The 15,484-nt window shown below is 46.1% G+C and carries 14 protein-coding genes; 12 read left to right on the top strand and 2 right to left on the bottom strand.

Annotation, left to right across the window (positions count from 1 at the left end; translation table 11 throughout):
- Position 1: 1 nt before the first annotated feature.
- The 8 genes from NCY57_RS06360 to NCY57_RS06325 all read left to right on the top strand — a co-directional run bounded on the left by NCY57_RS06360 (position 2) and on the right by NCY57_RS06325 (position 7,087).
- Complete coding sequence (locus NCY57_RS06360; RefSeq protein ID WP_005427721.1) at positions 2-280, top strand: BMC domain-containing protein; 279 nt, start codon at positions 2-4, stop codon at positions 278-280.
- A 141-nt stretch (positions 281-421) separates the two neighbouring features.
- On the top strand, positions 422-1,033 hold the full coding sequence (locus tag NCY57_RS06355) for a phosphate propanoyltransferase (protein WP_370816971.1): 612 nt from the start codon (positions 422-424) through the stop codon (positions 1,031-1,033).
- Positions 1,034-1,101: 68 nt separating this feature from the next.
- On the top strand, positions 1,102-1,368 hold the full coding sequence (locus NCY57_RS06350; RefSeq protein WP_015525950.1) for a EutN/CcmL family microcompartment protein: 267 nt from the start codon (positions 1,102-1,104) through the stop codon (positions 1,366-1,368).
- Positions 1,369-1,372: 4 nt separating this feature from the next.
- On the top strand, positions 1,373-2,701 hold the full coding sequence (locus NCY57_RS06345) for a 4Fe-4S dicluster domain-containing protein (protein ID WP_015525949.1): 1,329 nt from the start codon (positions 1,373-1,375) through the stop codon (positions 2,699-2,701).
- A gap of 16 nt (positions 2,702-2,717) precedes the next feature.
- The gene (locus NCY57_RS06340; protein ID WP_015525948.1) at positions 2,718-3,266 is read left to right on the top strand and encodes a BMC domain-containing protein; all 549 of its coding nucleotides are present in this window, start codon (positions 2,718-2,720) and stop codon (positions 3,264-3,266) included.
- A gap of 72 nt (positions 3,267-3,338) precedes the next feature.
- Complete coding sequence (locus NCY57_RS06335) at positions 3,339-4,103, top strand: DeoR/GlpR family DNA-binding transcription regulator (RefSeq protein WP_092070138.1); 765 nt, start codon at positions 3,339-3,341, stop codon at positions 4,101-4,103.
- A gap of 136 nt (positions 4,104-4,239) precedes the next feature.
- Positions 4,240-5,391, top strand: a complete 1,152-nt coding sequence (locus NCY57_RS06330) for a 1-propanol dehydrogenase PduQ (RefSeq protein WP_118062683.1) — start codon at positions 4,240-4,242, stop codon at positions 5,389-5,391.
- Positions 5,392-5,860: 469 nt separating this feature from the next.
- Positions 5,861-7,087 (top strand): cob(I)yrinic acid a,c-diamide adenosyltransferase, encoded by a 1,227-nt coding sequence (locus NCY57_RS06325; protein WP_250789569.1) that lies wholly within the window; start codon positions 5,861-5,863, stop codon positions 7,085-7,087.
- Between the two features lie 110 nt (positions 7,088-7,197).
- On the opposite strand, the gene NCY57_RS06320 is transcribed toward NCY57_RS06325, so the two are convergent.
- A complete protein-coding gene (locus tag NCY57_RS06320; protein ID WP_250789568.1) occupies positions 7,198-8,508 on the bottom strand; it encodes a hypothetical protein in 1,311 nt (436 codons plus the stop codon).
- Positions 8,509-8,795: 287 nt separating this feature from the next.
- On the opposite strand from NCY57_RS06320, the gene recQ reads away from it, so the two are divergent.
- The gene (gene recQ, locus NCY57_RS06315; protein WP_173776131.1) at positions 8,796-10,625 is read left to right on the top strand and encodes a DNA helicase RecQ; all 1,830 of its coding nucleotides are present in this window, start codon (positions 8,796-8,798) and stop codon (positions 10,623-10,625) included.
- A gap of 615 nt (positions 10,626-11,240) precedes the next feature.
- Here recQ and NCY57_RS06310 read toward each other — a convergent pair.
- Positions 11,241-12,089 carry an AraC family transcriptional regulator gene (locus tag NCY57_RS06310; RefSeq protein WP_173739765.1) on the bottom strand — a complete coding sequence of 283 codons (849 nt, stop codon included), beginning with the start codon at positions 12,087-12,089 and terminating at the stop codon, positions 11,241-11,243.
- Positions 12,090-12,294: 205 nt separating this feature from the next.
- Between NCY57_RS06310 and NCY57_RS06305 the strand changes: the two genes are divergently transcribed.
- The 3 genes from NCY57_RS06305 to NCY57_RS06295 all read left to right on the top strand — a co-directional run.
- Positions 12,295-14,091 (top strand): L-fucose isomerase, encoded by a 1,797-nt coding sequence (locus NCY57_RS06305; RefSeq protein WP_015525941.1) that lies wholly within the window; start codon positions 12,295-12,297, stop codon positions 14,089-14,091.
- A gap of 161 nt (positions 14,092-14,252) precedes the next feature.
- Entirely contained in the window at positions 14,253-15,287 is a 1,035-nt protein-coding gene (locus NCY57_RS06300) for an aldo/keto reductase (protein ID WP_250789567.1), read from the top strand.
- A gap of 81 nt (positions 15,288-15,368) precedes the next feature.
- Positions 15,369-15,484: MerR family DNA-binding transcriptional regulator (locus NCY57_RS06295; RefSeq protein WP_250789575.1), on the top strand; the 116-nt coding region annotated here is incomplete at its 3' end.

Genomic DNA, 15,484 nt, shown 5'->3' with positions numbered 1-15,484 from the left:
CATGACACAGGAAGCATTAGGAATGGTTGAGACAAGAGGACTTACAGCAGCTATCGAGGCAGCTGACCAGATGTGCAAGGCAGCTAACGTTGCACTTGTAGGAACAGAGAAGATCGGATCCGGTCTTGTAACTGTTATGGTTCGTGGAGACGTAGGAGCAGTTAAATCTGCAGTAGAGAGCGGAAGCGCAGCAGCATCCAGACTTGGAGAGCTTGTAGCTACACACGTAATTCCGAGACCTCATACAGACGTTGAGAAAATCCTTCCGGTTCTTAAATAATCCAACTGATTAGTTCCAAGATGCACCGGCCCAAGGGCCATTAAGGGTTCGGGCCGGTGCGTTTTGAGTTAAATTCAGTTATGAAACCGAAAGAAAGCAGGTGTACTCTTGGAAACGAATAATATTGAAATGATCACAAAAATGGTGATCGATGCGATCAACAAAAACGAAGACAAGGGCAATGGTTTTGTTGTACCTATCGGAGTTTCTGCAAGACATATTCACCTGACACAGGAGCATGTGGAGGCACTGTTCGGAGAAGGCTATCAGCTTACCAAGAAAAAAGATCTGATGGGCGGACAGTTTGCATCCAACGAAACAGTTACCATCGTAGGACTGAAGCTCCGTGCGATCGAGAATGTAAGAATCCTCGGACCTGTCCGCAGTAAATCACAGGTTGAGGTTTCAGCAACAGATGCGATCAAGCTGGGAATGAAGGTTCCGGTACGTATGTCCGGTGATCTTGCAGGAAGTGCACCGATCGCGATCGTTGGACCAAAAGGTGCCATTTATCTGAAAGAGGGATGTATTGTGGCTATGCGTCACATTCACATGGCTCCGAAAGATGCCCAGGCTGCGGGTGTACATGATGGCGATATTGTTTCCGTAAAAGCTGACAATGAGCGCGGAACGATCTTTAATCAGGTTAAGATCCGTGTAGATGACAGCTTTACATTGGAAATGCATATTGATACAGATGAAGCAAATGCAGCAAGAATTGCCACAGGCAATACAGTTACCATAATCAAATAATATTCCTCCTTTTGGGATGCCTGAAAACGGCATCCCAAAAGGAGGATATAGAGAAAACGGAGGCTCATATGATCGTAGGCAAAGTAGTTGGAAGTATTGTTTCCACACGAAAAAGTGAAAAACTCATAGGAAATAAATTCATGATCGTGGAGCCGGTGCATCATATGAAAGCCGAGCACAGCCAGATTGTCGCTATTGATATCATCGGTGCGGGAATCGGCGAATATGTATTGGTGGCACAAGGAAGCGCAGCAAGAATTGGCTGCGGCGTAGAAACAGCACCGGTAGATGCCGCCATCGTCGGTATCGTAGACGACGGTGCAGGATTGGAGTAACGCCATGGATATCAAAGAATTACAGAAAATTATGCAGGAGAATGGTGTTGTCGGAGCAGGTGGAGCAGGTTTCCCTACATACATGAAACTGACAGACAAAGCGGATACCATTCTTATGAACTGTGCAGAGTGCGAACCATTACTGAAACTTCACAGACAGTTGTTGGAGAAGCACGCATACGAGATCATGAAAACATTCGATATGGTTGCGGAGACGGTAGGAGCTTCACAGGCCATTATCGGAATCAAAAAGTCTTATGTACAGACGATCAATGCTTTAAATCAGCATATTGAAGAATTCCCGAGGGTTAAGATCCATCTTCTGGATGAGGTTTATCCGATGGGTGATGAGGTTGTTCTTATTTATGAGGCAACCGGACGTGTGGTACGGCCCGGAGGACTGCCGATCGAGCAGGGAGTAGCCGTATTTAATGTAGAGACTCTCTACAATGTATACCGCGCGGTAGAAGAACATAAACCGGTCACATGTAAATATGTTTCCGTTGTTGCTGAGGTTGAGAACCCTGTTACAGTGAAGGTTCCGTTGGGATGTACACTGGAAGAGGTTGTTGCCCAGGCAGGCGGTACAACTGTAAAGGATCCTGTATATTTTGTTGGCGGCCCGATGATGGGACGTATCGGAAATGGTTCAGACCCGGTTACAAAAACAACGAATGCAATCCTGGTTCTTCCAAAGGACCATGTTATTGTCATGAAGAAGCAGCGGACTTCTTCTATAGATCTGAAGAGAGCAGCATCGATTTGCTGCCACTGCCATACATGTACAGATCTTTGCCCGAGACATAATCTGGGACACCCAATCGATCCGGCAATGTTCATGATGGCAGCATCTAATCAGGATTTCAGAAATGTAAATCCTTATATCAATTCTGCATTCTGCAGCTCCTGTGGTGTCTGCGAGATGTATGCGTGTCCGCAGAGCCTGGCTCCGAGAACACTGCTTGCAGATATGAAGGGCGGACTTCGTAAGGCAGGGATCAGACCACCTCAGGGTGTTCAGCCGAAGCCGGTTCAGGAGTCCAGAGAATACCGCAAGGTTCCTGAGGAGCGTCTGATGGCACGTCTGGGACTTACCAAATATGACAAGGATGCACCGCTTCAGGAAGAACTTGTAAACGTATCGAAGGTAAAGGTTCTCTTAAGCCAGCATATCGGTGCACCGGCACAGGCAATCGTAAATGTAGGCGATATGGTAACAGAAGGCCAGATGATCGCACAGCCTGCACAGGGATTAAGTGTCGGAATCCATGCAACCATCAGCGGTAAGGTTACAGAAGTGACAGACCGTCATGTTGTAATTGCAAGAAATTAGAAAGGACGTGCACAAAATGAGTAGAGCAATCGGAATGATTGAGTTTAAAACCACACCAGCTGGTATCACTGCAGCAGATGCCATGGTTAAGACATCTGAAGTAGAGATCGTGGAGGCGCAGACAGTATGTCCGGGAAAATATATTGCAATTATCACCGGAGATTTAAGCGCAGTAAAAGCTGCTGTAGACACAGCTGTAACAACATACGAGGACAAATGTATTGACAGTTTTGTACTGGGCAATCCACATGAGTCTATTTTCCCGGCAATCTACGGAACCACACAGGTCGAGGAGATCAGTGCCCTGGGAATTCTTGAGACCTATGATGCAGCATCTATCATCGAGGCAGCAGATCAGGCAGCTAAGACAGCTATCGTTGATCTGATCGAGCTTCGTATCGCCAAGGGTATGTGCGGTAAATCTTACATGCTCCTTACCGGCGAGGTTTCTGCAGTAGAGGCTTCTATCGAAAGAGCAAAAGAGCTGGTAGCTGAAAAAGGAATGTACATGGATTCCTCAGTGATCGCTCATCCGGACAAGAGAATGATCGATACGATCCTTTAATATTGTCTTTATATCTGAGGGATATCCTTTTGAAGGGTATCCCTGCAATGACATCTGAAAAGGAGGCATCTTATGCTAGCATTAGAGAGAAGAAATCTGATTCTCGAGAAATTACAGGAAGAGAAAAGGGTTGTTGTAAGTGAACTAAGCCAGCTTTACAGTGTCTCAGAAGAAACCATCCGCCGTGATCTGGACAAGCTGGAAAAAGAGGGACTTGCCACAAAGAGTTATGGCGGTGCGGTGATCAACGAAGATGTCGGTATTGATTTACCATTTAATGTTCGTAAAAACCAGAATGTACAGGGAAAGCAGAAAATGGCGGAGATTGCTGCTTCCATGGTGAATGACGGAGATCACATTTTTCTGGATGCCAGCACAACGGCAGTTTTTGTGGCCAAGGCGCTGAAAGAAAAAGAACGTCTCACCGTTGTTACCAATTCTATGGAGATCCTTCTGGAGCTCTCGGATGTATCCGGCTGGAATATTATTTCCACCGGTGGAGTGATGAAGGAAGGGTATCTTGCATTTCTTGGTGCCAGAACCGAAGAAGTGATCCGTTCTTATTATGTGGACAAGGTGATCTTTTCCTGTAAGGCATTAAACGAGGATATGGGGATCATGGAATCCAAAGAAGCCTTTGGAACAACCAAAAAAGCCATGATCAATTCCGGAAAAATGCGTATTCTGGTGGTAGACAGCACGAAATTTGATCAGACTGCTTTTTCCGTGGCAGGACAGCTGCGGGATATCGAGACGGTCATCACAGACAAAAAACCGTCTGAAAAGTGGCTGAAGCATTTCAGCGCGCATAAGATCGAATGCATCTACCCGAAATAGATTGAACATATATCGGAAAACGATTGTGTTCATGAGCATGCAGTGTATGCGGAATGCGGAGATCCGCTTTACTTTATTCGGCCACAGGCAGACAAAAGAGACCTGTGTTCCGGTATGACGAGAGGGAGCAGTTTCTATGAATACATTTGAAATGAAAACAGCCATCCATTTTGGAGCTGATGCCCTGGGAAGACTGAAAGAAATTCCATACAAAAGAGTCCTTGTTATCACAGACCCGTTTGTTGTAAAAAGCGGAATGATCGATATGATCACAAAACCGCTTCAGGCAGGTGGAAAAGAATTTGATATTTTCTGTGATGTTGTTCCGGATGCACCGGTTGGAAAAATTGCCGAAGGAGTTAAGAAATTCCTTCAGTATCAGCCGGAAGCTATTGTTGCAGTAGGTGGTGGTTCTGCCATCGACTCCTCCAAGGCAATCCGTGAGTTTGCCCTGAAGATCAACAATTACGGAAAAGTCGGACTGGTTGCCATTCCTACAACAAGTGGTACCGGTTCCGAGGTTACTTCTTTTGCAGTTGTAAATGATACAGAAGCACATGTGAAGTATCCGCTGATCTCAGACAGCCTGACCGCTGATGAGGCAATTCTGGATGCGGAGCTTGTACGTAGTGTTCCGCCTGCGATTACAGCAGATACAGGTATGGATGTTCTGACTCATGCAATTGAGTCTTATGTCAGCATCAACCATAATGAGTTTACATCTGCACTTGCAGAGAAAGCAATCGAGATCTGTGGCGTATATCTTTATCGTGCATATGTTGACGGTAATGATATGCATGCAAGACAGAAGATGCATGTAGCGTCCTGTCTGGCAGGACTTTCCTTCAATGCAGCAGGTCTTGGAATTACTCACAGTATGGCTCATCAGCTGGGTGCTATTTTCCATATTCCTCACGGAAGAGCTAATGCGATGTTGTTGCCGCATATTGTTGAATATAATGCAAATATCAACAAACGCAGCAGAAGCCAGAAAGAATATCTTCCGGCAGTAAAGAGATATTCCAATATTGCACATCTTCTTGGACTGAGCAATTATAACGAAGTTATGAGCGTAAGATCTCTTGTAAACTGGATCCAGTTTATGCAGAAAGAGATGAATATCCCGCTTACCATCGAAGAGATGAAGACGATCACACCGGATGCTTATTTTGCGGCGGTTGATAAGATGGCGGATATGGCACTTGCGGATGCCTGCACAGCGGCAAATCCGCGTGTACCGAAGAAAGAGGATATTGTTAAGATTTATACTAAACTTTGGTCTTTTTGATAAAAGATGAAAACCGCAAAGGGGCCGCAAAGCCGCGGCCCCTCTGCACACCCCTCGGGCTTTTTTTAGAGTGCTTGACTGTGGCAGGCGGAAGGGTATTGACTTGTGCCTGTATGCTGCGGTTGTTCCGGGTTGAACGTTGTGCCGATGGGGCGCCGTGGGCGCCTTGAATGTGTGACGTTTTGGCGGAGGCTGGCGCGTTTGTGAACGCCGCGCCTGGTTTGCTGGGATGGTTGTGGTGTGGGTTACGTTTGCGTGGAATACGTGGACGCGTTTGTGGACACTGCGCCTGGTTTGCCGGGATGGTTGTGGTGTGTGTTTACGTTTGCGTGGAATACGTGGGCGCGTTTGTGGACGCCGCGCCTGGTTTGCCGGGATGATTGTGGTATGCGTAGCATTTCGAGGATTGTAAAATTGGTCTGATATGGGTGGGATTATTTATCAGGAATTGCTGGGAGGTTGAGCTGGGATGGAGGTTTATACCGGGTATGGTGATAAGGGGATGACGGATCTTTCCCATACGAAGAATGTTTCAAAGTCGGATGATCGGATTTGTCTGATGGGGTCAGTTGAGGAGCTGATGAGTCATATTGGGCTTGTGCGGGTTCTGATTGATGATGTGGATGTTGTCCGGATGCTGGAGAAGATCTCGGAGACTTTGAAGAAGATCATAGATGGGGTTTCTGATCCTTATAATCGGGAATTTAAGGTCAGTGAAGACCGGACGGAGCTTCTGGAGGAGGAGATTGGCCGGATGAAAGAGATTTTTTCCGGAGAGAGGCTTCCGATTCTTCCGGGGGATTCCCGAGTTGCGGCTGAGATTGATGTGACAAGAGCTGTGGCGCGGAGGGCTGAGAGAGAGCTTGCGCTGGTCAGTGTGAAGTTTGGATCGGATACCGGAGCCAAGAAATATATGAACCGATTGTCGGATTATTTTTATGTGTTGGCAAGGTATGTGGATGCAGCGAAGATTGAAGAGAAGAAGACAGATATTTCTGAAAGTGTTCAGGAATCTGTGAAAGCAGAAACTGCTGGGATTGTAGCTAATGTTGGGGCAGAGGCTGTAGGAACTGTTGGAAGTAGTGCGGATGTTGCAGCGGGTACATCGGAGGTGGATGTAAGAGCACAGGATTCGCAGATGGTGCGGAAAAGGGATGTACAGGCTTTTGATGTGCAGAATGGGACTGTGACGACAGCAGCGGGAGGAAATACGGAAATGGCACAGAATGACAGTATAGCAGCAAACACGGCGATGATCCAGGAAGTGCTGAAGCGTATGGGTATCCAGGGTCGTATCACATTGGATTCTGCCAAGAGGCTTATTGAGAAGATCGAGCAGGAAGCTTTGAGAAGAAACAAGCCTTCCGTAATTGCGATATGCAGCCCGGATGGAAATCCGGTTGCGGTTCATGTGATGGATGGATCTTTTCTTGTAAGCTTTGAGGTGGCTTTGAAGAAGGCCTATACATCGGTTGCAGTGAAGATGTCCACCATGGAGCTTTCCAGATTGACACAACCGGGCCAGACCTTTTATGGCCTTGGAAAAATGAGCGATAATATTGTGATATTCGGAGGCGGTGTACCCCTGAAGGTTGGAGACACCATCATCGGCGGTCTCGGTATCAGCGGCGGTACCGGCGAAGAGGATAACAGCCTTGCAGAGTATGGACTGCAGGTACTGAATGAGGTACTGTAGGATACAGGATAAAAACAAAACGTATAGACAGCTCAGAGAGAATAAATAAAAGGGACGTGTTGCAGTGATGATTTTTAAATCAATACTGCGGCACGTCCCTTTTGAATTATTTACTTCCAGCTAATCTTCAGACATTTAACGGAAATATCACTTTTTTCCGGTGCCTGGACCATGTTCTGGATGAAATAGGTTTTTGTCATGGTTTTTCCGGGCTTCAGGTTCAGTGTCAGGTTCTTGGTCCAGTACATCTGGTCATAGATACCGGAACCGGTGGTGATCTTTACTTTTGCGGTGGTGACGGTTTTCGCAGAAGTATTGGTGAATTTTAAGGTATAATAGGTCTTCATGTCATTGGGACCATACTTGATACCGGCAACACTGATCTTCAGATTTTTGACGGTAGGTTTGGCGGCCGGTGCGGATACGGTAATAGTGATCTTACGATTGACACCGTTTAAATTTGCGGTAACCGTGGCTGACCCTTTTTTCTTTGGAACAAGATAGTTTCCGGAAATGGCAAGTACGGAAGGCTTGCTGGAGTTTGCATTTTTGATGGTCAGACTGGTACCGCCCTTCAGATTGATAAGGGAACGCATGCTGACCTTGGAACCAACCTTGAGTGTAGTTTTGGAAGCGCGGAAGGTTGCTACGGTTTTTGAAGACGAGGTTACTTTTCCGGTCAGCTTACAGGCTGTGGCCTTTGGATAGGATAAAGTGATCTTTGCGGATCCGGCTTTCATACCCTTCAGGGTAACTGTGAAACGGCTGCGTTTTTTGGAATCTTGAGTGATACTTTGTACCTTGAGAACAGAGCTGTTGGAAGAAGTAACCTTGAATTTTGATTTGCTGATGGTTTTTACGTAGGGATCAGAAATCTCGATTCCGATGGAAGTGGTTTTTCCGGTTCGTATGCTCTGGTTCAGATAATTGTTGTTGGTGATAAAAATTTCCGGAACAGCCTGTTTGATGGTAACCTCATAGTCACAGTCTACCGGTACCGGACATTTTTTATTGCCGAAATCGAACTCCAGGTAGCCATCCTCTATGTTGTCATCGTAGGTGAAAAAGGTTTCCTTGTATGCCAGCGGTGTATAATTTGAAGTGCTTAGCTTAACTACATTGATCCCATCGATGGAAAATGTGGTACTTTTTGGGATGACTCCCTTGGGTGAATAAAAGCTTACACGGACTGTCACGGCATAGATCCGTTTTTGGCAGTTTGCATTTTTGATGTTGATCGGGAAATTAATGTCTGAAGACTCATCTTCGATCACACCGTCGGTATCACGGATAGTGGAAGTGGTTCCTTTGGTCACGACCCGGACTCTGGCGTGGGCATCCTGGGGAAACAGGAGCACAATAACGGAAAAAAGAAACAGGAAAAAAATTGCTTCGATGGTTTTTATTTTTCTTTTACACATAACAAACCTCCTTTTTTTATGAGCATACCGGCTGTTACTGAACAGAGGCCCGGGTACTCCATGAATTCATGGTCCTCTGCTGCGGAACAGTATAAACAGACTCTTTCTCTTATATCATTATAACAGGAAACCAGGGAGGAAGTGCTTTGTGATTTTTTTGTATCAATTGGCAATTTATCTGTAAATATGTTAAAATAAAATATTCGGAAAACAGCAGCGATTCGACAATGAAAAAGAGAAGCGTTACAGTTCCGGTGGGAACGTAACAGAAAGGATCATGTCGATTTATGACGAAACAGGAACTTTTAAAGACCCACTTCGGGTATGATACATTCAGAGAAGGGCAGGAAGCGGTGATCGACGCGCTTCTTGCAGGAAAAGATGTTCTGGCAGTGATGCCAACCGGCGCAGGAAAATCAATCTGCTATCAGGTACCGGCACTGATGATGAAGGGGATCACACTGGTAATATCACCGTTGATCTCCCTTATGAAGGATCAGGTGAGAAGCCTGAACCAGGTCGGCATCTCAGCAGCATACCTCAACAGCTCTCTGACGCAGGGGCAGTATTTCACAGCCTTGCGCTATGCAAAGGCAGGACGATATCCGATCATCTATGTAGCACCGGAGAGGCTTACCACAGAGGCGTTTTTGGATTTTGCGCTGAGCGCGGATATTTCCATGATCGCAGTGGATGAGTCACACTGTGTATCACAGTGGGGACAGGATTTTCGGCCAAGCTATCTGAAGATCGCAGAGTTTGTGGCACAGCTTCCAAAAAGACCGGTGATCGGTGCATTTACAGCTACAGCCACGAAGGAGGTCAGGGAGGATATTGCAAGACTTCTGGGGCTTCAGGATCCCTTTTGCACAACCACAGGATTTGACCGGGAAAACCTTTATTTTGCAGTGAAAACACCGAAAGATAAATATAAGGAAGTACACGATTACATACTGGAGCATCCGGACGACAGTGGGATCATCTACTGTCTCACCAGGAAGCTGGTGGAGGAGGTCTGCGGAAAGCTGATCCGTGACGGCATCACGGCCACCAGATATCATGCAGGACTTTCCGATGAGGAACGCCGGAACAATCAGGATGATTTTATTTATGACCGCTGTCGTGTGATGGTAGCCACCAATGCATTTGGAATGGGAATCGACAAGTCCGATGTGCGTTATGTCATTCATTATAATATGCCGAAGAACATGGAAGGCTATTATCAGGAAGCAGGCCGTGCGGGCCGTGACGGCGATCCTGCGGAATGTATCCTGCTTTACAGCGGGAAGGATGTGGTTACCAATCAGTATCTTATTGAGAGAGGACAGGATAACCAGGAAATGGAAGCGGCAGCCTGGCGCCTTGTCCGGGAGCGTGATCAGGAGAGGCTGAAGCAGATGACCTTTTACTGCTTTACCCATGATTGTCTGCGTGAGTACATCCTAAAATATTTTGGGGAATACGGAAAAAGCTACTGCGGAAACTGCCTGAACTGCCAGACCGAGTTTGAAGAGCAGGATGTGAGCCAGGAGGCCAGGGCAATGATCCGGTGCGTGGAAAGCAGTGGTCAGAGATACGGAGTGAACGTGATCCTGGATACTCTGCGCGGCGCATCTACGGCGAAAATCCGGCAGTATGAGATGGATGGAAATCCGGAATATGGAGTCTGTGCAAAGATTCCGGCACACCGGCTGCGGCAGATCTTTAATTATCTGGTACTGAAGGAATATCTTCATCTGACGGATGACGGATATACGATTGTGAAGCTGACTGCCGCTTCCAGGTCATTTCTGGAGGAGGAGCATATCCTCACAATGAAAATGTCAAAAGAGCTGGAGACGAAGAAAAAAGAGAAACGGAGCAGACTTCCGAAATCTGCAGTCGGGGAGCTGGGAGAACAGGATGAGCCCCTTTTTCAGAAGCTCCGTGCTCTTCGCCTGGAGATCGCCAGAGAGGAAAAAATCCCCCCTTATATGGTCTTTTCCGACAAAACCCTTATCCATATGTGCATTCTGAAGCCCGGAAACGAGGAGGAAATGCTGAATGTGACAGGAGTCGGCAGGCACAAGTACGAAAAATACGGAAAAAGGTTTATAGACGCGGTGAAAAATCTGTAGGAAAGAGACTTTTGCCGTCGGAAAATGAAGAGCGAAATGTTCTGAAATTTCTTGCATTTTAAAGAGGCATTTGTTAGAATAAGACAAGCAGGAAACATCCGGCGGCTATAGTGCGGCCGGATCGTTTTTAACTGTATCATATTTCTGCTGCATGTTCCGGTGCAGCGTACAGGCATTTCGCAAGCAGAGTTCTATGCAGCAGTGGAATCCCTTCGAGTAGATGGACCGACTGTGTGAGATATCCGTTGGTCAGAAGCAAGCAGTGAGGTGGATGATCGTATCCGCTTTCAATTAAGACATAATCTGGTGCTGGTCACTGCGTGAACAGAGATCAGGCTCCTTCACGATCTGCGTCGGCTTTTTCATGCAGAAAATCTGCCCTGCCGGCTTTTTTTCTCATACAGAAGAGTAGCATGTATTCATAAAGACATGAACATAGCCCGTCTGCAAAACGGGAATCCGTTCCGGCATGACTGTTCTCCACCAGGCCGAAAAAGCTGTATTTACATAAAACAGCCCAATTCCTCAAAAAGCAGGATATCCGCAATATGTGCGAAATCCTGCTTTTTGTCATGTAATACTCTGGTATGTGCCATTAAGACGTGGAAAAATATTTCAGCGTCTTTTATATTTGCCGGGGGTGATCCCCTTGTACTTTTTGAAGGTACGGATAAAGTAGCTCAGATCATTAAAGCCATTCCGATAGGCAATCTCCGTGATGGAATCATCGGTGGTAGCCAGCTGGCAGCAGGCCTGCTCGATCCGCTGGCGGTTGAGGTAATCCATTGGTGTCTGATGCGTCATCTCGGAAAAGAACCGGCAGAAATATTTGGGAGACATGGAAACCGAAGCGGAAAGCTCCTGCAGGGTAATGGGGCTGGCATAGTTCTTTTCAATAAATTCCACGACCTGCTTCAGCTGGACAATGCGCTTGTAATCTCGTCTGGTTTTCCGCAGGCTTTCCAGGTAGTAATGATTACCAAAAACCAATCCGAAAAAGTGGTAAAATTGTCCAAACACAACCAGCTCATATCCTGGCTTCTTCTGCCAGAAAGAATCAAAAAGAGAGTTCACCGCTCTCTGGATATCAGGCTGCTTTTCGGTGAAATGGTGATAGATCAGCAGCTCCTGGTGGCTGATCTTCTGCATATATTCTGTGCAGACGGAATTAAATTTCAGAAACATGTTCATATCAAAAACAATGCACTGATAGATACAATCCTGAGGAATTCCGGAATGCAGAACTCCACTATTGACAAAAATCACATCTCCGGCTTTTGCTGTAAAACTTTTTTCGTCTAAAGTGACGGTGAGAGTGCCCTGTAATACACGCATGATTTCACATTCTACATGCCAGTGGTAGGACATGACATAGCGTGGATGGCTGCTGTCAATGTGGTGGAATTCAAAAGGAAATTCATAGGTACCTCGAAGTCTGTCCTCATTTCTTCCAAGATCGTGCAAAATACAACCCTTCTTTCTTAAATTTTATAGTTTTTTTAGGAACTCATATGAAAAAGTGAATATTGTACTGTTTTTTGCTATTATAACACAAGTAATTTAAAAGATGCAATCGTATAATAAAAGCATAGTTCGGACAGGAGTTGTTGGAACGTAAAAAAACAGTAAGTTATAATAGTGAATATAAATTTAGGAGGTAATTGTTACTATGGCAAAGAGCAGATTAGTAGGCAGCTATCCGGTTATCGGTATCAGACCAACCATCGACGGACGTAGAGGAGCCCTCGATGTAAGAGGATCTCTGGAAGATCAGACTATGAACATGGCCAAATCCGCAGCAAAGCTTTTCGAGGAGAACCTGAAATATTCAAATGGTGAGCCTGTAAAAGTTGTTATTGCTGATACCACCATCGGACGTGTTGGTGAGAGCGCTGCATGTGCGGATAAATTCCGTAAAGAGGGTGTAGATATCACTCTTACAGTTACACCATGCTGGTGCTACGGAGCTGAGACCATGGATATGGATCCACAGACCATCAAGGCTGTATGGGGATTCAACGGAACAGAGAGACCTGGTGCTGTATATCTGGCATCCGTTCTTGCTACACATGCACAGAAGGGTCTTCCGGCATTCGGTATCTACGGACATGACGTTCAGGAAGCTGACGACACATCCATTCCGGAAGACGTTAAAGAGAAACTGTTAAGATTCGGCCGTGCAGCAGTTGCAGCTGCATCCATGAGAGGTAAATCCTACCTGCAGATCGGTTCTGTAACAATGGGTATCGGCGGATCTATCATCGATTCTGATTTCATCGAGTCCTATCTCGGAATGAGAGTTGAGTCTGTTGATGAGGTAGAGATCATCCGTCGTATGACAGAGGGTATCTACGATCACGAAGAGTTTGAGAAAGCTCTCAAATGGGCAAAAGAGACCTGCAAGATCGGCTGGGACAAGAACCCGGAAGAGCTTCAGTTCTCACCAGAGAAGAAAGAGGAGCAGTTCGAGTTTGTTGTTAAGATGGCAGTTATCATCAAAGAGCTGATGAACGGCTGTGATAATCTTGCTCCGGAATTCTCCGAGGAAGCAATCGGACACAATGCTCTTGCAGCTGGATTCCAGGGCCAGAGACAGTGGACAGACTTCTATCCGAACGGTGACTTCGCAGAGGCTATGCTGAACACATCCTTCGACTGGAATGGCGCTCGTGAGCCGTACATCCTTGCTACAGAGAACGATGTTCTCAACGGACTTGGAATGCTGTTCATGAAACTTCTTACAGGACGTGCTCAGATCTTCGCTGATGTTCGTACATACTGGAGCCCGGAGGCAGTTAAGAAAGCTACAGGATATGACCTTGAGGGTGTTGCCAAAGAAGCTGGCGGATTCCTTCATCTGATCAACTCCGGTGCTGCTTGTCTGGATGCTAACGGACAGGCTAAAGAGGCTGACGGAACACCAGTTATGAAACAGTGGTGGGATGTTACAGAGGCAGACCAGAAAGCAATCATGGACAATACAGAGTGGTGTATGGCCGACAACGGATACTTCCGTGGAGGCGGATACTCCAGCCGTTATGAAACACGTGCTCAGATGCCTGCAACTATGATCCGTCTGAACCTTGTAAAAGGACTTGGACCGGTTCTTCAGATCGCAGAGGGATGGACAGTAGCCCTTCCGGAAGAGGTATCTGACAAGCTCTGGAAACGTACAGATTACACATGGCCATGTACATGGTTCGCTCCAAGATGCGATGGCAAAGAGGGACCGTTCAAAACAGCTTACGATGTAATGAACAACTGGGGTGCTAACCACGGTGCGATCTCCTACGGACACATCGGTGCAGACCTGATCACAATGTGCTCAATGCTGAGAATCCCGGTATCCATGCACAACGTTCCTGAGAAGGATATCTATCGTCCGGCAGCTTGGAACGCATTCGGTATGGAAAAAGAGGGTGCAGACTTCCGCGCTTGCAAGAACTATGGACCACTTTACAAATAAATCATATTGTTAAGATAACGGAATATCAAATCCTCCGGCATGCATGTGCCGGAGGATTTTTTTGTGCCATAGTATATGGATAGTTGGGAAATATACTGTTCGGATCTACGGAAAAAAGTTATAATAGAAAAAGATATATATGAATACGGGAGGTTACGTAGATGAAATATATACAGCTGAACAATACAGATCTGAACATCAGTCCTATCTGCCTCGGAACAGCAGGATTTGGAGATAAATCAGACCTGGAAAAAAGCTTTGAGATTCTGAACGCATTTGTACGCGCAGGTGGAAATTTTATTGATACGGCAAATGTCTATTGCAAATGGCTAAAAGGACATGGAAACTGCAGTGAGCAGATCATAGGAAAATGGCTGAAAGAGAGTGGTATGCAGGGAAAAGTTATTGTGGCAACGAAGGGCGCGCACTATTCCTTTGAGGATCCGGGCCACAGCAGAGTGAACAAAGAAGATATCCGCATGGACCTGGATGAGAGCTGCCGCACACTGGGAAAAGATGAGATGGATTTTTACTGGCTTCACAGAGATGATCCAGAAAAACCGGTGGAGGAAATCGTGGATATTCTGGAAGAATTGAAAAAAGAAGGCCGGATCCGTTATTATGGATTTTCCAATTACCGCACAGAGAGGCTGAAAGAAATTGCGCAGTGTCTGAGAGAACGAGATCTTTCAGGGATCACAGCAGTATCCAATCAGTGGAGTCTTGCAGGAATCAATCCCGGAGGAAATACAAATCCGGATCCTACACTTGTAGAGTTTTCCAGAGAAGAATATCAGTGGCACTGTGAGACAGGCGCTGCTGCCGTTCCGTTTTCTTCCACTGCAATGGGATTTTTTTCAAAACTTCAGAAAATGGGGCTTTCCTGTACAGATGCAGAGGTGGATGCATCCTGGATGCGGGAGAAGGAAACACAGATCACAGGTCTTTCAGAAAGTATGAAAAGATCCTACTGGAACGAGACAAACCTTCGAACCTATCAGAAGCTGTTAAAGCTGCAGAAAGAAACCGGCCACAGCCTGCAGGCCCTGTCCCTGGCGTACTTTTTTCATCAGCCATTCCAGACTGTGCCTGTAACCGGTGTCAGCAATCCTTCACAGCTAAAAGATGTACTGGATGCCTGTGAGATCGACCTTGCACCGGAACTGTTCGGCGGCTGGGTAAGCGCAGGAGGATGATATAAGTAACTAAATATATTGTAAAAAGATATTAAATGTGTTTAAATGTACTTATGGAGGTATATTATGAACACATCAAATATCACAAATTATAAACCAAAAGATTTTGCTGAATTATTAGGTGTTTCTGTAAAAACGCTTCAGAGATGGGACAGAGAGGGAATCTTAAAAGCAAACCGAACTCCAACAGACAGGCG

The organism is Blautia sp. MB18-30 (genome assembly GCF_023669475.1).
In the GTDB taxonomy this organism is placed as follows: domain Bacteria; phylum Bacillota; class Clostridia; order Lachnospirales; family Lachnospiraceae; genus Blautia_A; species Blautia_A fusiformis.
Note: the sequence above shows the minus strand (reverse complement) of the source record. Positions and strands in the feature narration are given on the sequence as shown.

Excerpts from the sequence above, each read along its gene's own strand:
- NCY57_RS06360 (WP_005427721.1), top strand. The coding sequence starts at position 2 with ATGACACAGGAAGCATTAGGAATGGTTGAGACAAGAGGACTTACAGCA.
- NCY57_RS06355 (WP_370816971.1), top strand. The coding sequence starts at position 422 with ATGGTGATCGATGCGATCAACAAAAACGAAGACAAGGGCAATGGTTTT.
- NCY57_RS06350 (WP_015525950.1), top strand. The coding sequence starts at position 1,102 with ATGATCGTAGGCAAAGTAGTTGGAAGTATTGTTTCCACACGAAAAAGT.
- NCY57_RS06345 (WP_015525949.1), top strand. The coding sequence starts at position 1,373 with ATGGATATCAAAGAATTACAGAAAATTATGCAGGAGAATGGTGTTGTC.
- NCY57_RS06340 (WP_015525948.1), top strand. The coding sequence starts at position 2,718 with ATGAGTAGAGCAATCGGAATGATTGAGTTTAAAACCACACCAGCTGGT.
- NCY57_RS06335 (WP_092070138.1), top strand. The coding sequence starts at position 3,339 with ATGCTAGCATTAGAGAGAAGAAATCTGATTCTCGAGAAATTACAGGAA.
- NCY57_RS06330 (WP_118062683.1), top strand. The coding sequence starts at position 4,240 with ATGAATACATTTGAAATGAAAACAGCCATCCATTTTGGAGCTGATGCC.
- NCY57_RS06325 (WP_250789569.1), top strand. The coding sequence starts at position 5,861 with ATGGAGGTTTATACCGGGTATGGTGATAAGGGGATGACGGATCTTTCC.
- NCY57_RS06320 (WP_250789568.1), bottom strand. The coding sequence starts at position 8,508 with ATGTGTAAAAGAAAAATAAAAACCATCGAAGCAATTTTTTTCCTGTTT.
- recQ (WP_173776131.1), top strand. The coding sequence starts at position 8,796 with ATGACGAAACAGGAACTTTTAAAGACCCACTTCGGGTATGATACATTC.
- NCY57_RS06305 (WP_015525941.1), top strand. The coding sequence starts at position 12,295 with ATGGCAAAGAGCAGATTAGTAGGCAGCTATCCGGTTATCGGTATCAGA.
- NCY57_RS06300 (WP_250789567.1), top strand. The coding sequence starts at position 14,253 with ATGAAATATATACAGCTGAACAATACAGATCTGAACATCAGTCCTATC.